The sequence below is a fragment of the Desmonostoc vinosum genome, from assembly GCF_059505385.1.
Genome location: NZ_JCACKM010000129.1, coordinates 1 through 20217 on the forward strand (window position 1 = coordinate 1; position 20217 = coordinate 20217).

At 41.1% G+C, this 20217-nt stretch carries 14 protein-coding genes; 8 read left to right on the forward strand and 6 right to left on the reverse strand.

All coding sequences use genetic code 11. The features are described from left to right. Window positions 1–381 precede the first annotated feature (381 nt). From AC5JMF_RS19470 to AC5JMF_RS19480, 3 genes are all read right to left on the reverse strand, one after another. Window positions 382–576, reverse strand: a complete 195-nt coding sequence (locus AC5JMF_RS19470; RefSeq protein ID WP_495797372.1) for a replication restart DNA helicase PriA — start codon at window positions 574–576, stop codon at window positions 382–384. A 1088-nt stretch (window positions 577–1664) separates the two neighbouring features. After that, window positions 1665–3539 carry an excinuclease ABC subunit UvrC gene (uvrC, locus tag AC5JMF_RS19475; protein ID WP_495797373.1) on the reverse strand — a complete coding sequence of 625 codons (1875 nt, stop codon included), beginning with the start codon at window positions 3537–3539 and terminating at the stop codon, window positions 1665–1667. 102 nt (window positions 3540–3641) lie between these two features. Further along, complete coding sequence (locus AC5JMF_RS19480; protein ID WP_495797374.1) at window positions 3642–5168, reverse strand: acyl--CoA ligase; 1527 nt, start codon at window positions 5166–5168, stop codon at window positions 3642–3644. A 347-nt stretch (window positions 5169–5515) separates the two neighbouring features. On the opposite strand from AC5JMF_RS19480, the gene AC5JMF_RS19485 reads away from it, so the two are divergent. Continuing rightward, entirely contained in the window at window positions 5516–6658 is a 1143-nt protein-coding gene (locus AC5JMF_RS19485) for a BMP family ABC transporter substrate-binding protein (protein WP_495797375.1), read from the forward strand. Window positions 6659–6768: 110 nt separating this feature from the next. On the opposite strand, the gene AC5JMF_RS19490 is transcribed toward AC5JMF_RS19485, so the two are convergent. Further along, window positions 6769–7245 carry a hypothetical protein gene (locus tag AC5JMF_RS19490; RefSeq protein WP_495797376.1) on the reverse strand — a complete coding sequence of 159 codons (477 nt, stop codon included), beginning with the start codon at window positions 7243–7245 and terminating at the stop codon, window positions 6769–6771. A 78-nt stretch (window positions 7246–7323) separates the two neighbouring features. On the opposite strand from AC5JMF_RS19490, the gene AC5JMF_RS19495 reads away from it, so the two are divergent. The 4 genes from AC5JMF_RS19495 to AC5JMF_RS19510 all read left to right on the forward strand — a co-directional run bounded on the left by AC5JMF_RS19495 (window position 7324) and on the right by AC5JMF_RS19510 (window position 12633). Beyond that, the gene (locus tag AC5JMF_RS19495) at window positions 7324–7572 is read left to right on the forward strand and encodes a hypothetical protein (RefSeq protein WP_495797377.1); all 249 of its coding nucleotides are present in this window, start codon (window positions 7324–7326) and stop codon (window positions 7570–7572) included. A gap of 1133 nt (window positions 7573–8705) precedes the next feature. After that, window positions 8706–10469, forward strand: coding sequence for a ScyA-related TPP-binding enzyme (locus AC5JMF_RS19500; RefSeq protein ID WP_495797378.1), 1764 nt, complete (start codon window positions 8706–8708; stop codon window positions 10467–10469). A gap of 13 nt (window positions 10470–10482) precedes the next feature. Next, a complete protein-coding gene (locus AC5JMF_RS19505; protein WP_495797379.1) occupies window positions 10483–11622 on the forward strand; it encodes a 3-oxoacyl-ACP synthase III family protein in 1140 nt (379 codons plus the stop codon). Window positions 11623–11661: 39 nt separating this feature from the next. Then, window positions 11662–12633: an SGNH/GDSL hydrolase family protein gene (locus AC5JMF_RS19510; RefSeq protein ID WP_495797380.1), complete on the forward strand. Its 972-nt coding sequence runs from the start codon at window positions 11662–11664 to the stop codon at window positions 12631–12633. 66 nt (window positions 12634–12699) lie between these two features. Here the strand turns inward: AC5JMF_RS19510 and AC5JMF_RS19515 are convergent, their stop codons facing one another. Next, complete coding sequence (locus tag AC5JMF_RS19515; protein ID WP_495797381.1) at window positions 12700–16227, reverse strand: WD40 repeat domain-containing protein; 3528 nt, start codon at window positions 16225–16227, stop codon at window positions 12700–12702. A gap of 567 nt (window positions 16228–16794) precedes the next feature. Between AC5JMF_RS19515 and AC5JMF_RS19520 the strand changes: the two genes are divergently transcribed. Beyond that, on the forward strand, window positions 16795–16959 hold the full coding sequence (locus AC5JMF_RS19520; protein WP_495797382.1) for a hypothetical protein: 165 nt from the start codon (window positions 16795–16797) through the stop codon (window positions 16957–16959). A 260-nt stretch (window positions 16960–17219) separates the two neighbouring features. On the opposite strand, the gene AC5JMF_RS19525 is transcribed toward AC5JMF_RS19520, so the two are convergent. Continuing rightward, entirely contained in the window at window positions 17220–17963 is a 744-nt protein-coding gene (locus AC5JMF_RS19525; protein WP_495797383.1) for a response regulator transcription factor, read from the reverse strand. Window positions 17964–18117: 154 nt separating this feature from the next. Here AC5JMF_RS19525 and AC5JMF_RS19530 point away from each other — a divergent pair, with 154 nt between their 5' ends. Both AC5JMF_RS19530 and hetI read left to right on the forward strand, forming a co-directional pair. Next, window positions 18118–19257, forward strand: a complete 1140-nt coding sequence (locus tag AC5JMF_RS19530; RefSeq protein ID WP_495797384.1) for a YheT family hydrolase — start codon at window positions 18118–18120, stop codon at window positions 19255–19257. Next, window positions 19244–19966, forward strand: a complete 723-nt coding sequence (gene hetI / locus AC5JMF_RS19535) for a 4'-phosphopantetheinyl transferase HetI (protein WP_495797385.1) — start codon at window positions 19244–19246, stop codon at window positions 19964–19966. Before AC5JMF_RS19530 ends, hetI begins: the two co-directional genes overlap by 14 nt. The last annotated feature ends 251 nt before the right edge of the window (window positions 19967–20217 follow it).

Here is a 20217-nt window from a genome sequence, read left to right on the forward strand (position 1 = left end):
GCGAAGCTATGCCGTAGGCTTTACGCTAACGCTATCGAGGACTCGCTACCGCTTCCAAGCGCGTAATTCGTAATTAAGAAACTCTTATTTAGTATGGGTTTCGGAGTTTGAATGTGTAGCCGAATTTTAGAGAATTGGTCTTACAAAGTTGAGGCAGTTGTTCATGGGGGAAACCCCATGAACAACTGCCGTCAGCTCGGAGGAAACCCCCTGGTGACTTTGCGTTAAATCCCCATTACAAAACTTAATTACGTTAGCGAAGCGGTAGCGAGTCCTCGAGCGTCATTACGAATTACGAATTATTTAATATTGCACTATTTTAAGTGTGAAATAATTTCATAAAAAAGTCGGAGAATTTATCTCCGACTTTTCTTTAAATTTCTAACGTTTTGCGTGAATCCGAGGAGCGTGAATACCAGGGGCATAAGCTTCTATAACTTTACCTGTGCGCGTGCAACTAATCATTAAGTAGTCACAGGTTGGACATTGTGTTCGTGTTAATTGACTATCAGAAATATAATGACGCTCCGCTTCACTGCCACAGTTTGGACAGTAAATCTGTTGTACTATCTGCATTTTAAAACCCCTGGTTAAATGAATTGTCTCGGAAAAAACTACTAATTTTAATAGCAAGCCTTTTAGGTTTCAACACCTTAACAACAAGCTACTATATTGTTTAATTGTTTTAAACAAAATTTAATTATTGAGGAATTTTGTATATTCTTCAATTATTATCTTAATCTTGAAGTCAGTTTAACATCATACTTTAGATATATAAATTAATTTTTTATATAGTTGTTTCTTCGATATTCACTGATCCCTGAGCTTAACGTCTTGAGAACACCTGATTTATACTTATTACAACTATGAAGCTTGTATTAGCAAGACCGATTAAAAATTTTAAAAAACTGTATCTTAAGTAACAGAAATAATATCTTAAGATTAAATTAATATTTGCTTTTGGCTGATATTTAGATTAAATTTTGGGCAAATAGTTTAAATCACCAAGAAATAAGTTTCTTGGCCGGACGCAGGCAGGTACAAGAACTGAATTAATGAATATATAGGAATTTGACTTGATTAATGAAATTATTTACGTAGGCGGGGAGTGGGGAGTAGGGAGTGGGGAGTAGGGAATCAAATTTTTTAAGGTGTACGGAGTTTTTTCACCAAATTAAATAGGAGTCCTATTATGTTTTGCAAAAACCACGTTTGTTGTGTGGGTAAAGCGCATTGCTAAACCCCTACCGCAAGAATCTGTTGAGCAGTTTCGCAGTGGGCTGACACAGCTAAAATGATGCAATGATTTTCTTGTGGTGTGGGCCGAAAAGTCATTGGTGTCAACTTAACGCAGAACCGAAGTTCCTTGCTGATAGCAAAAGTTATTCTTAGATGACTGAATATCCCCCAAGATTTTGAGTCTACTGAAGTAGACTTGAGCTATTAGCCAGAGAATAAATTCTCTGGCGGGTGAGGAAGCCAACACCGAAGCTATTTTCTAGCTTAGGTTGACACCAATGGCATCTTGTCTGCCCCAGGCGGGCGAGACACCTATCCTACAAGAGTTGTTTAATGCACAAAATTAGTTGTGTCAGTCCCCTACCAAAGCTAGGGCATGAAATACATCTTCCCCCACTCCCCACTCCCGACTCCCGACTCCCCATTTAGGGATGGAAATAATCGTAGATTTCTTGAGCTAAACGCGGGCCGATTCCTGGAGCTTCGGCTATTTGTGTGGGTGTTGCTTGGCGAATGTAGTCAACTGAACGAAAATGTCCCAAGAGTTGCTTTTGTCGATGATGTCCTAATCCGGGAATTTCGTCTAAGCGCGATCGCTTTAATTTATCACTTCGTTGCTGACGATGGAAACTGACTGCAAATCTATGTGCTTCATCGCGCAACCGCCGCAATAATTGTACGCCTGGTTGTTCGGCATCGGTGGTTAAGGGTTGAGATTCACCCGGTAAAAAAATCTCTTCTTGCCGCTTCGCTAAACTAATCACTCGTAAATCTTCGAGTAAATTCATTTGTTGCAAAACAGCAACAACGGATGATAATTGACCTTTGCCGCCATCAATCATCACTAAATCAGGCCAGTCGGGATTTCCCAAGCGCGGCAGTTGGGGATCTTCGATATATTTACGGAATCGCCGCCCAATTACTTCGGCAAGACTGGCAAAATCATCTGAGTGTCCGATTGTCACTGTGGGATTTTTGATTTTGTAATGGCGATAGTGTTGCTTAGCTGGTAAGCCATCAATAAATACCACTTGGGAAGCTACAGCATTTGAACCTTGAATGTGAGAAATATCATAGCCTTCGATGCGGTGGGGTAAGTCTGGTAAATCAATAACGGCGGCTAAATCTTGCATTGCTTGTTGATTGCGATCGCCTAATTTTTGCATTCTTTGCAATTCATATTGGGCATTTCGCTCAACCATCTCAATTAATTCTGCTTTGGTTTGTCGCTGAGGAGCCAAGATTGTGACTTTTCTTCCCTTGAGTTGAGTCAAGGCATCCGCCAATATTTCCCCATCCGGTAACTCATGCTGCACCAAAATCTCTATGGGTATTTCCACAGAGTCGGCAGTTTGGTAATGTTCTTCTAAGGCGCGTTGTAAAATTGCTCCTGGTTCAGCATGTGGTTCGGCGACAAATGCCAAACGTCCAACCAATTGCCCAGCGCGAATTTGGAACAGTTGAATACACGCGTATTGTTCGTTAGCTGCTAAGGCGATCGCATCTCGTGAGACTGTATCATCTGGTAAAGAGACTTTTTGATCGGCAGTCAACGACTTCAACCCAGCGATTTGATCGCGAATTCGCGCCGCTGCCTCAAAATTCATCGTCTCAGCGGCTGTGTGCATCTGTTGTGTCAAGATATCAATCAGTTCCTGAGTTCTACCTTGGAATACCATCGCTACTTTTTGTACTGTTTTGCGGTATTCTTCTGGTGAAATCAGCTGTTGACACACCCCAGGACAGCGCCCTAAATCATAATTCAAGCAAGGACGGTCTTTAAATAATGGTTGGGGTCGTTGCCTGAGTGAGAAAATGCGTTTCGATATGCGTAATATTTCTCGTAGTAAGCCAGAATCGGTATAGGGGCCGTAGAATTTATCTTTTTCCTTACCTAATTGACGCTTGCGAGTGATAAAAATACGGGGATAGTCTTCTGACCAAGTGATACAGACGTAAGGATATTTTTTATCATCCTTGAGCAGCACATTAAAGTAGGGTTGATGCTGCTTAATTAAATTGGCTTCGAGTGCTAAAGCCTCTGATTCTGTATCGGTGACAATGAATTCAATTTCCGTCACCTGCTTTACCATTGTGGCAATGCGATCGCTCTTATTGTAACCGTCTCGAAAATAAGAACGAACACGCGATCGCAACTTCCGCGACTTACCTATATATATAATGCGATCGCTCCCATCTCGCATAAAATAAACTCCTGGTTCCGGCGGAATTTCCGCTAGACGGTTTTCCAGTTTTTCTTGGTCTTTGAGCAGTGGTAGTGTTTGAGCAGATATTGTCACAACCAAAAGTTAGGTAATTTTACAGACCTATTTCTATTTTAGGGAATAGAGAGTGGGGAGTGGGTGGAGAATGGAGAATGATCATTCGTTTTGCGCTCAAGCTTAACTCCCCTCACCTAACAACAACTTTGCCATGGCAAGACGTTGCAATTTGCCAGTAGCACCACGGGGTAGTTGGTCTAGAATATGAATTTGCTGGGGAACTTTAAAATCTGCCAGCATAGTTGAGCAGTGAGCTAACAGTTCTTTTTCGCTAGCCTGTGTTTTGAGAACAACAGCCGCGTGGATATCTTCTCCCAAAGATTTGTGAGGAACAGCAAAAGCCAAAGCTTCTGCAACGGCGGGGTGACGCAGCAAAACATCATCCACTTCTAAAGGTGAAATTTTTTCTCCACCCCGATTAATTAATTCTTTAATACGTCCAGTCAAGCAAAGATAACCATCTTCGTCTTTTGTTCCTTGATCTCCTGTACAAAACCAACCGTTAATAAAAGCAGTGGCATTAGCTTCTGGGTTATTCTCGTAGCCGTCTATGACATTGGGTGCTTTTACCACTACCTCGCCTAAACTTCCCTGCGGTAAGAGATTACCTTCAGCATCCATAATGCCAACTTCCACACCAAAGCCATAGCCAACGGTACCAGGTTTACGGATTTTCGGTGGTAAAGGATTGGTTGTCATCAAGTGACATGCCTCGGTCATGCTATAAGATTCCACCACGGGAGCATTGAGGCTGGATTCCATCTGTTCGATAATAATAGGCGGCAGTGGAGCGCTACTAGAGCGAATAAAGCGGAAAGAATGAGCATTAACAATTTCAGTATTGCGGCCAGCGCGTGCCAAAATTGTCTGGTGCATGGTAGGTGCTGCCGAGTACCATGTGGGTTTGTAGGTTTTTACTAGTTTCCAAAACTCCAAAGCATTAAAACCATGAGGACAAACCAATTTACCGCCAGATGCTAAGGTTGCCAGCAAACACCCAACTAATCCGTGAATGTGGAATAGTGGCATCAGGCAGAGTGTGGTGTCAGCTGCTGTTAGAGAATAAGCATTAACAATGTTATTGGCTGAAGCTATGAGATTGCGATGACGAATTGGCACACGCTTTGGCCGACTAGTTGTACCACTAGTGTGTAAGATCATCGCTACGTCATCTGAGTTCGGGAGTGGGGAGTGGGGATTAGGGGTAATGGGGAGTGGGGAGTGGGAAGTATTTGAGGGTGCTTTGGTTAATTCAAAGTTTAAAGTACCGTCATTGTTTACCTGAGCATTTATCAGCATCATATCAACAGAAGCAGCGGCGATCGCTGCTTCTGGGCCATCAGATAAGGTAATCAGCGCTTTTGCTTGGGTATCTTCGTAGTAAAAGGCAAATTCTTCTTGCTTGTATTTGGGATTCAAGGGTGCAGCCGTGCCACACAAAGCAGCAGCAAGAAAGGTAATTGCCATTGGTGAACCGTTGCTCATTACAATCGCAATGCGATGGTCTTGTTTCAATCCAAAACTATTGAGTTGAGACACCAAGCTAGTAACATTTTGCCGCAATTGCCCATAGTTTAATGAAGACCCATCAGGCGTAATCAAAGCTGGATGATTTTCTTCCCCTGCTAAAAGCTCAAATAAATTCATCAGTTACAGTTATCAAGTATAGAAGAGTGAGCGGGAGATGCACTTCGGCTTTGCTCAGTCACCGGGGGATGAGGGAGATGAGGGAGTGAGAAATTTTCTCCACGTCCTCTTATACCAATTTACGAAAATCCTGATACAAATACAGACGGTGTAGAGACGCGCTTTTGAAGCGTCTCTACAAGATTTATGTGTATCGCCATTTAATGTGAAATGGTATTCCCAATTCCCAATTCCCCATTCCCCATTCCCAAAAAAGTTAAAATCAACTAAATAGTCAATGCTAGACTGTGCCTGTTGCTACCAAAAATCAAACAATCTTTGTTAATGAGTAAACTAAATCAATAGTAATGGATCGTCGGAATTTTCTTAAGTATGCCACTTTCGCAGGATCTAGCTTTGCCTTGACTAGCTGTATTCAGGGTAGAACTTCTAATCCTCAAAGCGAAGTTTCTCCCTCAGCCTCACCTGTAGTTATTAGCGAATCACTAAAAGTTGGATTGGTTTATGCTGGGCCTGTCGGTGATTTTGGTTGGACTTATGCCCACGATTTAGGCCGCCGCGAAATGGAAGCTAATCTTCAAGATAAGGTGAAAACTACTTTTGTGGAAAATGTTAGCGAAGGTGCTGATGCCGAAAGGGTTATTCGCCAGTTGGCATTAGACGGCAATAAGTTGATTTTTACAACTTCCTTCGGCTACATGAACCCAACAATTAAAGTCGCCAAGGACTTTCCCAACGTTATCTTTGAACATTGTACTGGATACAAACGCACTGCCAATGTCGGCACTTATCAAGGACGCTTTGAAGAACCACGATACCTGACTGGGATGATTGCTGGCAAAATGACAAAATCCAACGTGGTTGGTTTTATTGGGGCATATCCTATTCCTGAAGTCATTCGCGGTATAGGCGCTTTCACCCAAGGACTAAGGGCAACAAATCCCCAAGCAAAACTGAAAGTGCTTTGGGTACAAAGTCAGTACGATCCCACAAAAGAAAAGGAAGCCGCTCAAGCTTTAATAAATCTAGGTGCTGATGTTTTGACTCAGCATACCAACTCCGCCGTCGCTGTACAACTAGCTGAAGAAAAGGGTATCTATGCTTTTGGCTACAACACTGATATGGGTAAGTTCGGTCAAAAAGCGCACCTAACATCAGCAATTAACAAATGGGGCAAATTCTATACCGATAAAGCTTTAGCTGTGATGAATGGGACGTGGAAATCACAAGAAGTTTGGGATGGTATTGGTGAAGGGATGGTAGATATTTCCCCGATGAATCAAGTGATTCCTGACGATGTTCAGCAATTGGTAAACATGAAGCGCCAAGAGTTTATTCAAGGTATGGCTCATCCTTTTGATGGGCCTGTGAAAGACCAAAAAGGTGTAGTCAGAGTGCCAAAAGGTAAAGTATTGGACGACAAAGAACAACTAGCGATGAATTGGTACGTTGAGGGAGTTGAAGGGGCAATTCCCAAAGGGAAACCTTAACAAGTTCCGTGGGTTTAAGTCCCCCGGTTCCATAACGGGCAAGTTTTGTGTTGGGGTCTGTCTTAATCTAAAAAACCTACCCCTCAGAGTCTTCTCCCACCTCCCTCAAGCTAGGCGACGCCAGAGGATGTCATTTCATAAAAGACTTTCTTTAAGTTTTCTGGCTGTGTAACTGTCACGTACTGATTTGCCATTTCTGGCGTCAATAGTTCGATCATGACTTTGTTTTCTAACCAGAACTCCATCACATCAAATAGAGAGTCACGGTTACAACGCAAAACTTTCCAACCTTCCCGTTCACCAATCTGCTCGATTTTTTCTTGAGTAGTAGAGACAGAGATTGCCGCATGAGTAGACGTAAAGCCGGAAGATTCGGCAAATTCTACGAACTCGCAATGATTATTTCCGGGTACTAGCTTAGTAGTTAAGGGATACACTTCGATCGCTGTCCCGTGTTTGTCGAGTGGGAAAACCATATAACTACCTGGATGAGGAAAAAAAGGAAAAGCTTCCCCATCTAAAACTTCGGCGAGAACTTGAGCAACGTGCTGGGGGTTTTGCACAGAAATAGAAATGTGATGAATCATCTTTAATTACCTTATTCCCCGCTCTTGTAATAGGGTTTATTAACTTCTTATTATTCTTCACCTGATTTTTATTATTTTATGCCAACTCTTACTGTGACAGAAAATATTGCTCTAGCACTTCACGGGACGCGGGGAGACCCCATAACTACAACTAAAGTGAGGGAATTCAAACTCCGAACAGATTTTTTTGTCTCCACGACTAAAGTCGCTTTCTTGCAACTAGGTGCTTCGATCTTGAGAATGGTCGCTCTTCGCGTCTTCTTGGTCAACGCTAATGTAAATATTCATGAAGCGTTAATTGAGATGCAAGATGCTAGTGATTTCTGAAGATTTTAGATGAGTTGTTGGCGCTAGTGCGATCGCATTAGCGCAATATACAAAGGTAGGCTGTCTCCTATGTTACCCGTAACAGAAACTAGCCGCGATCAAGTTGGTCGCTGGATGGGGGGATTTTGCTGACTTTTGCAATGATTCTTTTACCTGAATTACTCTTATTTTCTCGCGTTTTGAGGCGATTGCTTCTTACTTCATCAACAATCAAATCCTCTCAAGATAAATATACGAAGCCCATAGTATTCGATCAAACAATTACGATTTTTTTGATTAAAAATCAAATGATCTATCAATATTATTAATCCATTTTTTGGTCACTATACATTAATGATACTCAGCTATTTTAGTAATAGTACAGAACATTTTTTAGACTTTTAGTAACATATTAACTTATAAAAATATTCTCTTGTTAATGTTTAGTTAACCCGATGGTAACAACGATAAAGTTATATTTTATCTAGTGAGTCTGTTTTTCGTGAATAAAAATGTACTCATCAACACATAAATCTTGTACTTAGTGACATCAATTACCTTTTTATATAAAAAATATGTAGTTATTATGAAGGAGTTTATACTTATACTTCTAGCATTAGTTTTTGCATTTAATTTCATATAAAATTTTAAAAAACATGTCAGTTTTCATACTTTCAACTAGATAAAATACATAGTAGAAGTGCGTGATATATATAGACTGGCATTGATATTTAAAATAAGTGGGGGTTAAATTCTAGAGAATATTTCAGTTGACTTTTTCAGTAGGTTTGATACAATGCGTGTAACAATATTATTAAGTTCAATAATTGTTGCAAAAAACTTACTAAAGTTTTTTACTACTTGTCAGCAGAACATAGAACATACCCAAGTTTAAGTGTAGTTGTTAGCTATACATTGATTGTTTTGAGTATACTTAAGTGTAGTATATCTAAAGCTACACACATAACTATAATTTGCAAGCTAAGTACTGATTTTGCAAAGGCATAAAAATCTGTCATAGCTGCAATGTTTTGGTTGGCAAGTATTTTTTCCAGATTAGGGATATTCCCTAGTTACTGCCCTGAATTATAGAAATGAGTTAACAAAGTCGAGTAGGGCATTTTTTAAATCTTGTGCATCTACACTAGCTTGCCATGGACGCCAAATTTAAGGATCTAGAAGCGAATAACGCTGAACAGTTGCATGTAGTGAAACAGCCAGCTTATGACAAACCATCCGTGCCTCTTGTGGTGGCGGAAGTGGTAGTTAAGATGCTGGAAGATTTGGGAGTAAAGTATGCATTTGGAGTTTCGGGAGGTGCGATCGCACCAATGTGGGCTGCATTGCATAATAGCTCGATTCAGGTGCTTCACTTTCGGCATGAAGCAGGAGCGGCCTTTGCGGCGATCGAGGCATACTTTGCTAGCGATCGACCCGTAGTAGTTTTTACTACCACAGGGCCGGGAATTACAAATGCATTGACAGGGCTATTCGCTGCTCGTTGGGAAGGTGCAAAGATAATCTTCATATCCGCTGCAACTTCCACATCGCAGCGTGGGCGATGGAGTTTCCAGGAAAGCAGCACTTATACAATGCCTAATGCAGGTATCTTTACCTCAGGTCAACTATTCCATTACGCAACTATTCTCGAAAGGAGTGATGAATTACCAGGGATTTCTCGAAGGCTTGCCTTTGGTATATTACAACCAGGAGGGTTTGTAGCCCATATAAGTATTCCTACAAATATCCAGACAACTTCAGTCAAGATATCATTGCCACGCGTGACACTATCTTACGCTATGGCAACTGCAAGCGAGCAAACAATTGCAGAATGTGTAAGGTTGCTATCTGAGGGGTCATTTGCCATCTGGGTTGGTTTTGGTGCGAGGGGTGCAGCGGCGGAGATTCGCCAACTTGTTGAAAGAACAGGAGCGGCGGTAATGTGTTCACCGCGCGGTAAAGGTATTTTTCCCGAGAACCATCCCCAGTTTGTAGGTGTTACAGGCTTTGCTGGGCACAAATCTGTTTTGACATACATGCAGGAATATTGTCCTCTAAGAATTCTAGTATTAGGAACACGCTTAAGTGAATTTACTTCATTTTGGAATCCTACGATGATTCCTAAGCAAGGATTTTTACATGTTGACATCAGTTCAGATATAGCAGGGACGGCGTATCCATATGCTGAAACGTATGCTATTCAATCGGACGTTGGAGAATTTGTTAAAGGTTTGCTGAAGTATTTCCCAGAAAGCACTAATCCTTCAAATGTGGTAAAACTACCTCAACCTCAAACTGATTCTATCAAGCCGGATGTGGAGAGTCGAAGTCTAGTGCGACCTAAAGTACTTATGAAAGCGATTCAACGGCTGATTATTGAACAGAGTGATGCAGTGGTAATGACCGAATCAGGAAACTCGTTTGCTTGGGGAATTCACCTGCTGCGATTTAGCAAATCAAATCGTTTTAGAGTAAGCACTGGCTTCGGGTCTATGGGACATTTTGTAACAGGTGTTGTGGGTGCAGCAGTTGCGAGGAATAGCAAAGCTGTCGCCATTGTTGGAGATGGTGCCATGCTCATGAATAGTGAGATCAGTACAGCCGTGCAATACCAGATTCCTGCTATCTGGATTATATTAAACGACTCATGCTACAACATGTGTGACCAAGGTATGGTGATGCTAGGTTTCAAAGGTGTACAGGCAAATATTCCCCAAGCAGATTTTGTCAAGATTGCCCAAGGAATGGGAGCTGATGGTATCTGCGTCGAAAAAGAGTCTGACATTGATGCAGCATTAGAGAAAGCACTTGCCTCAACGGGCCCATTTATTGTTGATGTCATCATAGATTCTACCCAACCTGCGCCAATTGGAAGCCGGATTCATAACTTGATTTTGCAGGAAACTAATAATTATTGAGAGGAAATTGAATATGCTGCATCCCTCAGTAGGCATTTGCTCGCTGGCATTAAGCTTTCCCAGGATTAGATGTACAAAAGATTATTACAGAGAACATTTTCCAGATTTGCTTTTGAGTGTAGAGGAAAAGAACTTAGCGAAAATGTTTTCGGTGACTGATTCCACTCCCAGCAATGACTATGAGTTAGAGATGATGCCTTATCTCAAAGACCCATTTCGTGGTACTGTTGAGCGAAGAATGCTTGCTCCAGAGGAGTCATCATTAACGTTGGAGTATCAAGCAGCAACAGAAGCCCTTGATGCAGCAAAGCTTTCTCCCCAGGATGTAGATCTATTGCTTGTTGCCTCGTTCTTACCTGAACAAATCGGATTTGGTAATGCTGCCTTCCTTGCTCGTCAACTAGGACTGTCGTGTGGTGCATGGAATCTTGATGCAACTTGTGCCAGTACCCCGATCGCGCTTCAAACTGCTTGTGCCTTGGTACAATCTGGAGGATATCGCAATGTCCTAGTTGCCATATCATGCACTTACTCTCGCTTATTTGATCAAAACGATACCCTTTCATGGTTTTTTAGCGATGGTGCTGGAGCCTTCCTAGTCAGTTCACTCAAACCGAATCAAGGCATCCTGGGTACAAAAACCGTTAATACTAGTGTTTTATGCGATCAATTCTGTTTTAAAATCACCGAGAATGAGCAAGGTGATCAACAGCTAAGGATGCAGGTGCCCAAAGGCACAAACAAAGTAATTGGTGAAACAGCCACACAGCTTTTGCGTGCTTGTTGTGAGGGAGCGATTGCTGCTGCTGGTGTTACTTTAGAGCAAATCGACTTTTTTATTTTTAATACTCCTACTGCTTGGTTTGCAAGTTTCTGTATTCGTGTACTGGGCATTAAGCCAGAGCGTACAATCAATGTCTACCCTCTCTATGCAAATATTGGGCCTGCACTCACCTTAGCTAATCTTTACCATGCTGCTCAACTGGGTAAAATTCGTGAAAATAACTTAGTTCTAATCTATGGCTTTGGTGCAGCTAGTTCTGCCTCTGCAAACGTGATACGCTGGGGTGATGTAGCGCTAGGTTCGATTCCAGTCAATGAAACTGATTCAGCAATAAAAAGTTTCTTAGACAGAGTTACTGCCACTATTTAAAAATAGATATTTAGATTTAAGAATGTTAAGGAGTTAACTGTGCAAAAAGGAATTTTAGCAACAGGATTCTCCCTGTTGTGTTTATTTTTTCCGCTTAAAGTCTCAGCACTCAATTATGACGAAATTTACGTCTTTGGTGATAGCTACTCAGATCCGGGTAATTTATTCAACGCCACTGAAGAAGCCATTCCTCCAAGTCCTATCTACTTTAATGGGCGTTTTGCCAATGGCTCTATTTGGGTAGAATATCTTGCACAAGATTTGGGATTGAGCTTCAATCCCCGCACCAACTATGCTGTTGGAGGAGCTACTACTGGAGTCGATAATATTAGTGTTCCTGGTCAACCAGGATTGCAGCAGCAGCTCAGTAATTTTATAGTAAAAAATCCGTCAGCTGACCCCAAAGCCCTTTATATTGTATGGGCGGGTTTTAATGATTATTTTAATTACTTTTTGGGTAATGTTCCTAACCCTAGCCAGACAGTTGCAAATTTATCGACAACAGTAAAATCGCTTGCTGCCGTTGGTGCTAAAGACATCATGCTGGTTAATCTACCCGACTTAGGGAAATTCCCAGTAGCAAGCTTTAATAGCAAAGTTCCCAGTTTGTTTAGTGAGTTGACTAGCAAACATAATTCTGATTTGGAGACGACCGTTAAATTGCTGGATCAGCAACTAGGTTCTGATGTAAATATTATTCCTTTGAAAGTTAATTCTTTATTTAGTAGCATCATCACCGAGCCCAGCAAATTTGGTTTAACAAATGTAACAGATTATTGTGTGGAAAACTTATCTGTAGTGCCTTTAAAATTGCCGAATCCGCCAGTAGCTTGTGATCCAAACAAATTTTTATTTTGGGATCCAGTTCATGCTACAACAGTTACTCATCGATTGATTGGAGAATTTGCATTCTCGACACTATTCCCGGCTTCCATTCCTGAACCTTCTGTTTTACTTGGGCTTTTAGCTTTTGGTGCTTTGGGTGTAATTTCACCGTTGAAACACAAGTAGTATTAGACTGGGGATTTTTGATGTTGATAAATTTTGGACTAGCGATCGCAATGACTCAGTGTAGCATTAGTTATGTTTATCTTCAACTGCACCCAAAGCTTTCATAGTAGTAATAATTCCTTCGGTTATACCTCTAACACTAGTGATGTTCATACCTTCGTAAGGTCTAGAGCTTCTGAGAGTTTTTAGGCACTCACCAGTCTTTACATTCCAAAGCTTAATCGTTTCATCTTCACTACTACTGGCTAGGGTCTGGCCATCAGGACTAAAAGCGATCGACCACACTAACTTATTATGTCCTGCAAAAGTTCTTACGCACCTTTTTGTGCCAACATCCCATAGCTTTATCATTTTATCTCCACTAGCACTTGCCAACATGCCACCATTTGGGCTAAAAGCGACTGAGTATACCGAACTGGTATGTCCTTGTAAAATTCCAAGACACTGACCGCTGCGAATATCCCACAGTCTCACTGTTTGGTCACTACTGCCACTCGCTAGCGTGCCACCATCGGGATTGAAGGCAACTGACCACATCCAGTCAGTATGTCCTTCTAAAGTTTGAAGGCAAAAACCACTCTCAATATCCCATAACCTTACTGTTTGATCATGACAGCCACTAGCTAGTATATGACCGTCTGGACTAAAGGTAACTACCCATACCCAGTGGGTATGTCCCTGGAAAACTCTGATACATTCACCAGTATTAGCATCCCATAACCTTACTGTTTGATCATGGCAGCTACTAGCTAGCATATGATCGTCCGGGCTAAAGGCAACTGATGTAATACGGTTAGTATGTCCCCGCAAAGTTTTGAGGCACTGACCATTACTAACATTCCACAGTTTGACTGAGGAGTCTTCGCTGCTACTAGCAAGCATAGTGCCTTGCGAATTAAAACTGACTGATGTAACCCGATTACTATGTCCTCGTAAAGTTTTAAGGCACTGACCTGTGTTGATATCCCATGTCCTAACAATTTGGTCTCCACTACCGCTTGCAAGCATAGTACCTTGAGGATTAAATTTTACCGACCAGACCCCATTGACATAACCCTGTAAAGTTTTAAGGCACTGGCCTGTGTTAATATCCCACAATTTGACTGTTTGATCCTCACTGCCACTTGCCAGAGTGCAATTATCTGGTTTAAAAGCGATTGACGATACTCTACTACCATGTCCTTGTAGAGTTCTAAGGCACTGGCCTGTGTTGATATCCCACAGTTTGACTGTTTGATCATCACTACCACTTGCTAGGGTATAACCATCCAGACTGAAGGCAACTGAATTTACACAGTCACTATGACCTTGCAAAGTTTGAAAGCACTGACCAACAGTAATATTCCATAAACATATCGTTTGGTGATGACAACCACTAGCTAAAGTTTGACCATCTGGACTGAAGGCAACTGACCGGATTCCACTTTTATGACTTTGCAGAGTCTGAAGGCATTCACCAGTCGTAGTATCCCACAGTTTCACCGTTTGATCATCACTTCCACTAGCGAGTATGGTACCTCGAGGATTGAAAGCGACTGATGTAACTCGATTACTATGCCCCCATAAAGTTTTGTAACATTGTCCAGTGCTAGTATCCCATAGCTTTACTAATGAGTCCTCACTGCCACTGGCAATCATAGTACCTTGAGGGCTAAAGACGACTGACCAGATTCCACCGTTATGCCCTTGTAAAGTGGCAAGGCATTGTCCAGTGCTGGTATCCCAAAGTTTCACTGTTTGATCATCACTGCCACTGGCCAAAATATGACCATCAGGACTAAAAGTAATTGGCCAAATAAAACCTGTGTGTCCTTTGCAGGTAAGCAATTGTTTTCCATCTACAACTTGATATAGACGAACCTCACTATTAGTATCTCCCGTGGCCAAGAATTTTCCATTAGGACTGAATGCTACTGAATGAATACCACCTAGAGTTTCTGCAAAAATACATTTATCTAGATCAGCGTGAGCCAAATTTACGTTATGCAAATTCACTTGCCGTAGATCGGCTTGCCAGATAGTTAGATGAGAAAAATCATAACCACTGAGATCGGTTTTTAGATCACGAAACAGGTTGAAGATATTTCCTGCCGTATAGCTTTGTTCTAGAGGAGATGTTTCTTGGAGTTTTACTAGAATTTGAGTTAAGTGATTTTCCAGGTTTCTTTTACTTCTAAATTCTGCAAGCAGACCGTTTGTAACTGGTTTGAGGATCAGGCGAATTTGAATATCTCTTACATATTCTTTTGCTGTTGCTTTGATAATTGTTTGGCTTCTGAATATGTCAAGATTGCCAGTAATTAATTCTTCACAGAATTGCTCTACTAATCGATGAGTAACATACTCCATCACTACAGGTTGTAGCGTGAATAATAATTCACTTTTTTCGATGAGCGATCGCCTGCTCAAAGATTCCACAGCTTCCATTAATTTTGCCTGTGGTACTGTTGATACCATATCCTCTCGCAATTCCGAAAGCGCCATCGGCTCACGATTAATTGCTAGCCAGTACATGATATCTTTTTCTAAATCTGAAAGACGCTCAAATTGCTGTTCTAAAACATCACGCAGATCCCCAAAAACAGCCGTTTCTTGCTGTAAAAACTCGGTGGCATTCCCATTAAAAACTTCTTGAATAGTTGTGGTAACTATCTTCAAAGCTAATGGATTGCCTGCATAACGTTCAATCATTTGTTCTAATTCATCTTCAGCCGCAGATAATCCTTTAAGTTGTAGAATTTCTTGTCCTTCTTCTACATTCAACCCTCCTAAAGGTAATGAGCGAACTGAGTGTCCTTGTCCTTCTAGTAATGCGACTTCTTTGGTTTTTTCTCGACTTGTCAGCATTAAGCAGCTTTGGTGAGTTGCTTCTCCTACGCGTTTGATCAGCTCACCATATCCCTCATAGCCTTCTCGATAAGTTCCGGCTCGACTACCACTACGCAGAAGTGATTCTGCATTATCAAGAATTACTAAACAGCGATGATTTCGTAAATATTCGAGTAATCGTGATATGCGATCGCTCAGGTTTTGTGATAGTTTATTTTCGGTTTCTTGCTCATCAGATAAAAATTGAATCAAGTTAGCTATGACATTTGTAACAGGTGGTGCTTCTCGAAGCGATCGCCAGACCACATACTCAAAGTCTTCTTGAATTTGTTGAGCAAATTTTATAGCCAGGGAAGTCTTACCAATACCACCCATCCCTAATAGGGCTACTAATTGGCATTTCTCGGTGATAATCCATTGTCCTAATGCAGCAAGTTCTTCTACACGCCCATAAAAATGTGGTGTAAAGACAGCTTCTCCCCAATCAAGGCGATTATTAGAACTGACATAATCACTCTTCTCTATCTTGATATAAAAACATAAAAATAGTTTTTCCAGAGTTTGCTTGTCAACTCCTCCTTCACGATTTAGAACTTTTGATATTGTACCGGGATACAAGCCGGAGCGTGCGCTCATTTCTTCGAGAGTGTACCTGTTTCCGAAATTTTCTTTTGCTTCTGATTGATACTTTGCTTCTTGAAGTCTTTGCAACCCTTTACTAGTCAGCGCAACGCCACGCTTGCGTCTCCAATTCTGTAGAGTCATGTATTAAAAGTGCAGTAATAATAACTAAATTTTTGCTTAGTTGGAAAGCCAACTAAATAGGGATTTTACTTTTGGTTGAACTTAGATATTAAAGTTTAGTGTTTTTTCATCCTGTTCCTTCTAAGGCTTTATTCTAGCTTGAGTGTTTTTTGTATCTTTTCAATATTCATATTGATCAGCATGGATTATGTCAAAATTTTTAACAGGTTTCTATTAAATCATTGACCTCATTTTCTATAGTGTTATCTACCTCAACGTTGAATGTTTCAACTTTGCTCAAGCATTTAAATTTAAATCCTATCAGTAAGTTTTGACGTTTTATAAACAAGATTTTGTAGTCTTATTTAGAAAGAAGGCTATATAGTCTTTTGTTGTCATCATTTGATGTTAAAGTAGATTTTTCTAAGCGAATAGACTTAGATGTTATGTATTTTATTTATCTAAGTAATTAATTAAACTTTTTCTTGTGATTTTATTCTATGATGATTTATGACGTAGGTAGCATATCAAACATTGGCGAAGAGTATTTAGGTTTCTAATGTTTTATTAACTATTAATAAAGAATATATGTCTATCGTGATTTTGACTTATATAGATGGTGCTTGTCCTAAATATATCAAGTTCCTAAGTGCCAAAGGATTCATAGCTGGCTTTTATGCTGTCACCATGAGTTTAAATCTCTACTTCATCACTCACAGTATATTAAAGAAAGTCAAAGTTTTGATTAACTGAAATTTATCTGCTCAAATGTATCAGATTTCAGCTTACTGGGTAGTATGTATCCAATTTTAGTGCTGATTTCAGTAATATTACTACTTTATATATACATCTATCTAAGTCAAGTGGTTTGTTGCTGCGATCGCGTATCCTAGAATTAATAGGGGCGAGTAATAAAGATTAATCTATGGAAATTACACGATATTAGATTAAACTCGCCCCAACAAGAGCTAGGAGAACAATATGCTCTCACTCCTAGCTCCTGTATTGTGATTTCACTCAACCACTGAGGTAGAAACTCCTTCACCGGATGGAGGCATACTGGGTAACTCTAGACAGTATCCTGCACCATACACTGTTTTGATGTATCGAGGATGTCGGGGATCTGGTTCGAGTTTGGTTCTGAGGTGGCGGATATGCACTCGAATTGTTTCGATGTCATCATCTGGATCGTAGCCCCAAACTTCTCTAAGAATTTCGCTGGGGGAAACTGTCTGACCGTGGCGTTGCAGTAAGCAGTGAAGTAACTCAAACTCCAGATGAGTTAGTTTTACCGTTTCATTGAACCATATCGCCTCAAATCTTTCTGGCACAAGGGTAAGAGGCCCATAATTCAAAATTTCACTGTGCTTTGCGGCTTGGGGAATGCGGTCAGTGCGCCGCAATAGTGCCCGGACTCGTGCCAGCATTTCCTCGACTTCAAAGGGCTTGGTGAGATAGTCATCTGCGCCTGCATTGAAGCCTTCTACTTTATCCTGAGTTTGACTTAAAGCTGTCAACATTAACACGGGAATTTCAGCAGTGCGTTCATCCCGACGCAGGCGTTGACAAACTGTAAATCCATCTACCCTCGGCAGCATCAGATCGAGCATAATCAAGTCTGGCTGTAGCTGGAGAGCCAGTGCTTGGCCTTTAATGCCGTCTTCAGCTTGACTAACGTCGTAGCCAGCCATTTCTAAGTTAACGGCTACGAGTTCTGAAATCGCTGGGTCATCGTCTATGACAAGAATCCTCGGCATTCTTAAAAAATTATTACTACTTATTAAGGATAAATAAGAATCTTTGTATTTACCAAAGATTGCTTCATTGATTATAAAAAAGATTTGAAATCTAACATAAATATTAAAATAAAAGGATTGCAAAATTACGACTAATTTACACGAAATTCTCTATATGAAGTGTTATTGTGCTTACAATCCGCCACAATTCTTGCAAAATGGCGTAGCTATGACTGTATACGCTGCTTTGTGGGGGAGTCGTTATTGGGAAAGCACAACTCAATATCCACAGCCACCTTATCAAAAAACGGTGTTCACAGGTGGGCAGGGTGTACCGATTTTTGGTTGGGTTGCTGTACCTCAAAACGCTCATGGCACAATTGTGGCTACTTATGGCATTACGGGTGAGTTAGACACGGAATGGTCTTTGCAACTTTTGGGACGTAAGGCATATGCTCAAGGTTATGCTGTGGTGTTATTTGATTGGCGTGCCCACGGCAAAACTGCTGAATTGTCGCCGACTTTGACATCTGATGGTTTGTATGAGGGGGAAGATTTTGTGCGTATTGCGGCGGCAGCTGCCCAAATGGGATGTCCGAGTAAATTTTGGTTTATGGGGTTTTCTTTGGGGGGACAGTTAGCGTTGTGGGGCTTGAAAGCTGCTGCTGATTTGATTGGAGACAATGAGTTTTTGGGACTTAAAGACAGCGATATTGGTGGTAGTGCAGTGATTTGTCCGAGTTTAGACTCGTTGCGATCGCTATCTTATCTATCTAAAAGGCCCTTGGGCAAATATTTAGAAGCAGCAATTACGCGGAATTTGAAAAAACTGGCATGGCGGATACATGATGCTCATCCTGGAACCATAGACCCAGAAGCCATTAAACGGGCAAACAGCATTTGGGCTTTTGATGAAGAACTAGTAATTAATCGTTTAGGTTTTCCTTCAGTGCCAGCATATTACATAGCTAGTAGTGCTTTACAACTACTGCCGCAGATCTCAAAACCGACACTAATTATATATGCTGTGGATGACCCACTTTTTCACCCTGCGATTATACCTGAGATGCAAGATGCTTGTGAGAGTAATCCTATGTTGGATTTATTACTCACACGTTACGGTGGTCACGTGGGCTATTTAAGTAGTAGAGAGTGCCAGCGTCAGGCACAAGATCTCGATCCTTGGTGGGCGTGGAATCGGATTTTGCAGTGGTTAGGGGATGGGGGATGGGAAACTCGGGGCTTCCGCTCTCGGGAGGAGTGGGGATTAGGGGGAATGGGGAATATGCTTATTCAATCGAATGAACTTAAATAATCATCTTTGGTTATCTGCACCGAACGATTTAACTTTGTTGCGTGATGATGTTCATGTTTGGCGCATGAATCTTGATTTACCAGAATCACAGTTGCGGGATTTGGTGACAACTTTATCTAGTGATGAACTGGTGCGGGCTGAAAGGTTTTATTTTCAGCAACATCGAGAGCGTTTTATTGCTGGCCGGGGTATGCTGCGAAATATATTAGGTCGTTATTTGGGTATTAAGCCATCACAGGTGCGGTTTGATTATCAACAGCGTGGTAAGCCAGTATTAGCAGATGCGTTTATTGATAGTGGGTTGGCTTTCAACTTGTCTCATTCTCAAGGGTTAGGTTTGTGTGGGGTGAGTTGCGATCGCCAAATCGGTGTAGATTTAGAATATATTCGTCCGATGGATGATATAGAAGCTCTTGCCAAAAGGTTCTTTTTACCTAGAGAATATGAGTTATTGCGATCGCTTCCTCTTAACCAACAGCAAGAGGTATTTTTTCGCTACTGGACTTGTAAAGAAGCTTATTTAAAAGCAACTGGAGATGGAATTAGTCAGCTTGAGCAAATTGAAGTGTCTCTCACTCCTACAGAATCAGCCAAGTTATTAACATCTGAAGAATGGAGTTTACAAGAATTAGTACCTGTTACTAATTACGCTGCTGCTATTGCTATTGCAGGTTTAGGTTGGCATTTAAAGTGTTGGGAATTTAGATAAAACGAACCGTCCTCCGGAAAAAAGAAGAAAAATGGAAAAATCGTAATTTCTCTTTTTTATCTCTTTCTTGGCGTACTTGGCGTCTTGGCGGTTCGTTCCTTGCCTCTACAAAACTTAGGGAATATATGTTGATATTCTCTATACCTAAGCAACATTCAAAAAACCAGTTTGAACCAAATAAGCGGTATAAGTCATCAGTAATTGCGAGTCAATAGATGGACAAGCAATAGAACTACCAGCCAATGCATTCA

Bases quoted from the DNA above. Each gene is read 5' to 3' on its own strand.
- AC5JMF_RS19470 (WP_495797372.1), bottom strand. From the start codon at position 576: ATGCAGATAGTACAACAGATTTACTGTCCAAACTGTGGCAGTGAAGCG.
- AC5JMF_RS19480 (WP_495797374.1), bottom strand. From the start codon at position 5,168: ATGAATTTATTTGAGCTTTTAGCAGGGGAAGAAAATCATCCAGCTTTG.
- AC5JMF_RS19485 (WP_495797375.1), top strand. From the start codon at position 5,516: ATGGATCGTCGGAATTTTCTTAAGTATGCCACTTTCGCAGGATCTAGC.
- AC5JMF_RS19490 (WP_495797376.1), bottom strand. From the start codon at position 7,245: ATGATTCATCACATTTCTATTTCTGTGCAAAACCCCCAGCACGTTGCT.
- AC5JMF_RS19495 (WP_495797377.1), top strand. From the start codon at position 7,324: ATGCCAACTCTTACTGTGACAGAAAATATTGCTCTAGCACTTCACGGG.
- AC5JMF_RS19500 (WP_495797378.1), top strand. From the start codon at position 8,706: ATGGACGCCAAATTTAAGGATCTAGAAGCGAATAACGCTGAACAGTTG.
- AC5JMF_RS19505 (WP_495797379.1), top strand. From the start codon at position 10,483: ATGCTGCATCCCTCAGTAGGCATTTGCTCGCTGGCATTAAGCTTTCCC.
- AC5JMF_RS19515 (WP_495797381.1), bottom strand. From the start codon at position 16,227: ATGACTCTACAGAATTGGAGACGCAAGCGTGGCGTTGCGCTGACTAGT.
- AC5JMF_RS19520 (WP_495797382.1), top strand. From the start codon at position 16,795: ATGTCTATCGTGATTTTGACTTATATAGATGGTGCTTGTCCTAAATAT.
- AC5JMF_RS19525 (WP_495797383.1), bottom strand. From the start codon at position 17,963: ATGCCGAGGATTCTTGTCATAGACGATGACCCAGCGATTTCAGAACTC.
- AC5JMF_RS19530 (WP_495797384.1), top strand. From the start codon at position 18,118: ATGAAGTGTTATTGTGCTTACAATCCGCCACAATTCTTGCAAAATGGC.
- hetI (WP_495797385.1), top strand. From the start codon at position 19,244: ATGAACTTAAATAATCATCTTTGGTTATCTGCACCGAACGATTTAACT.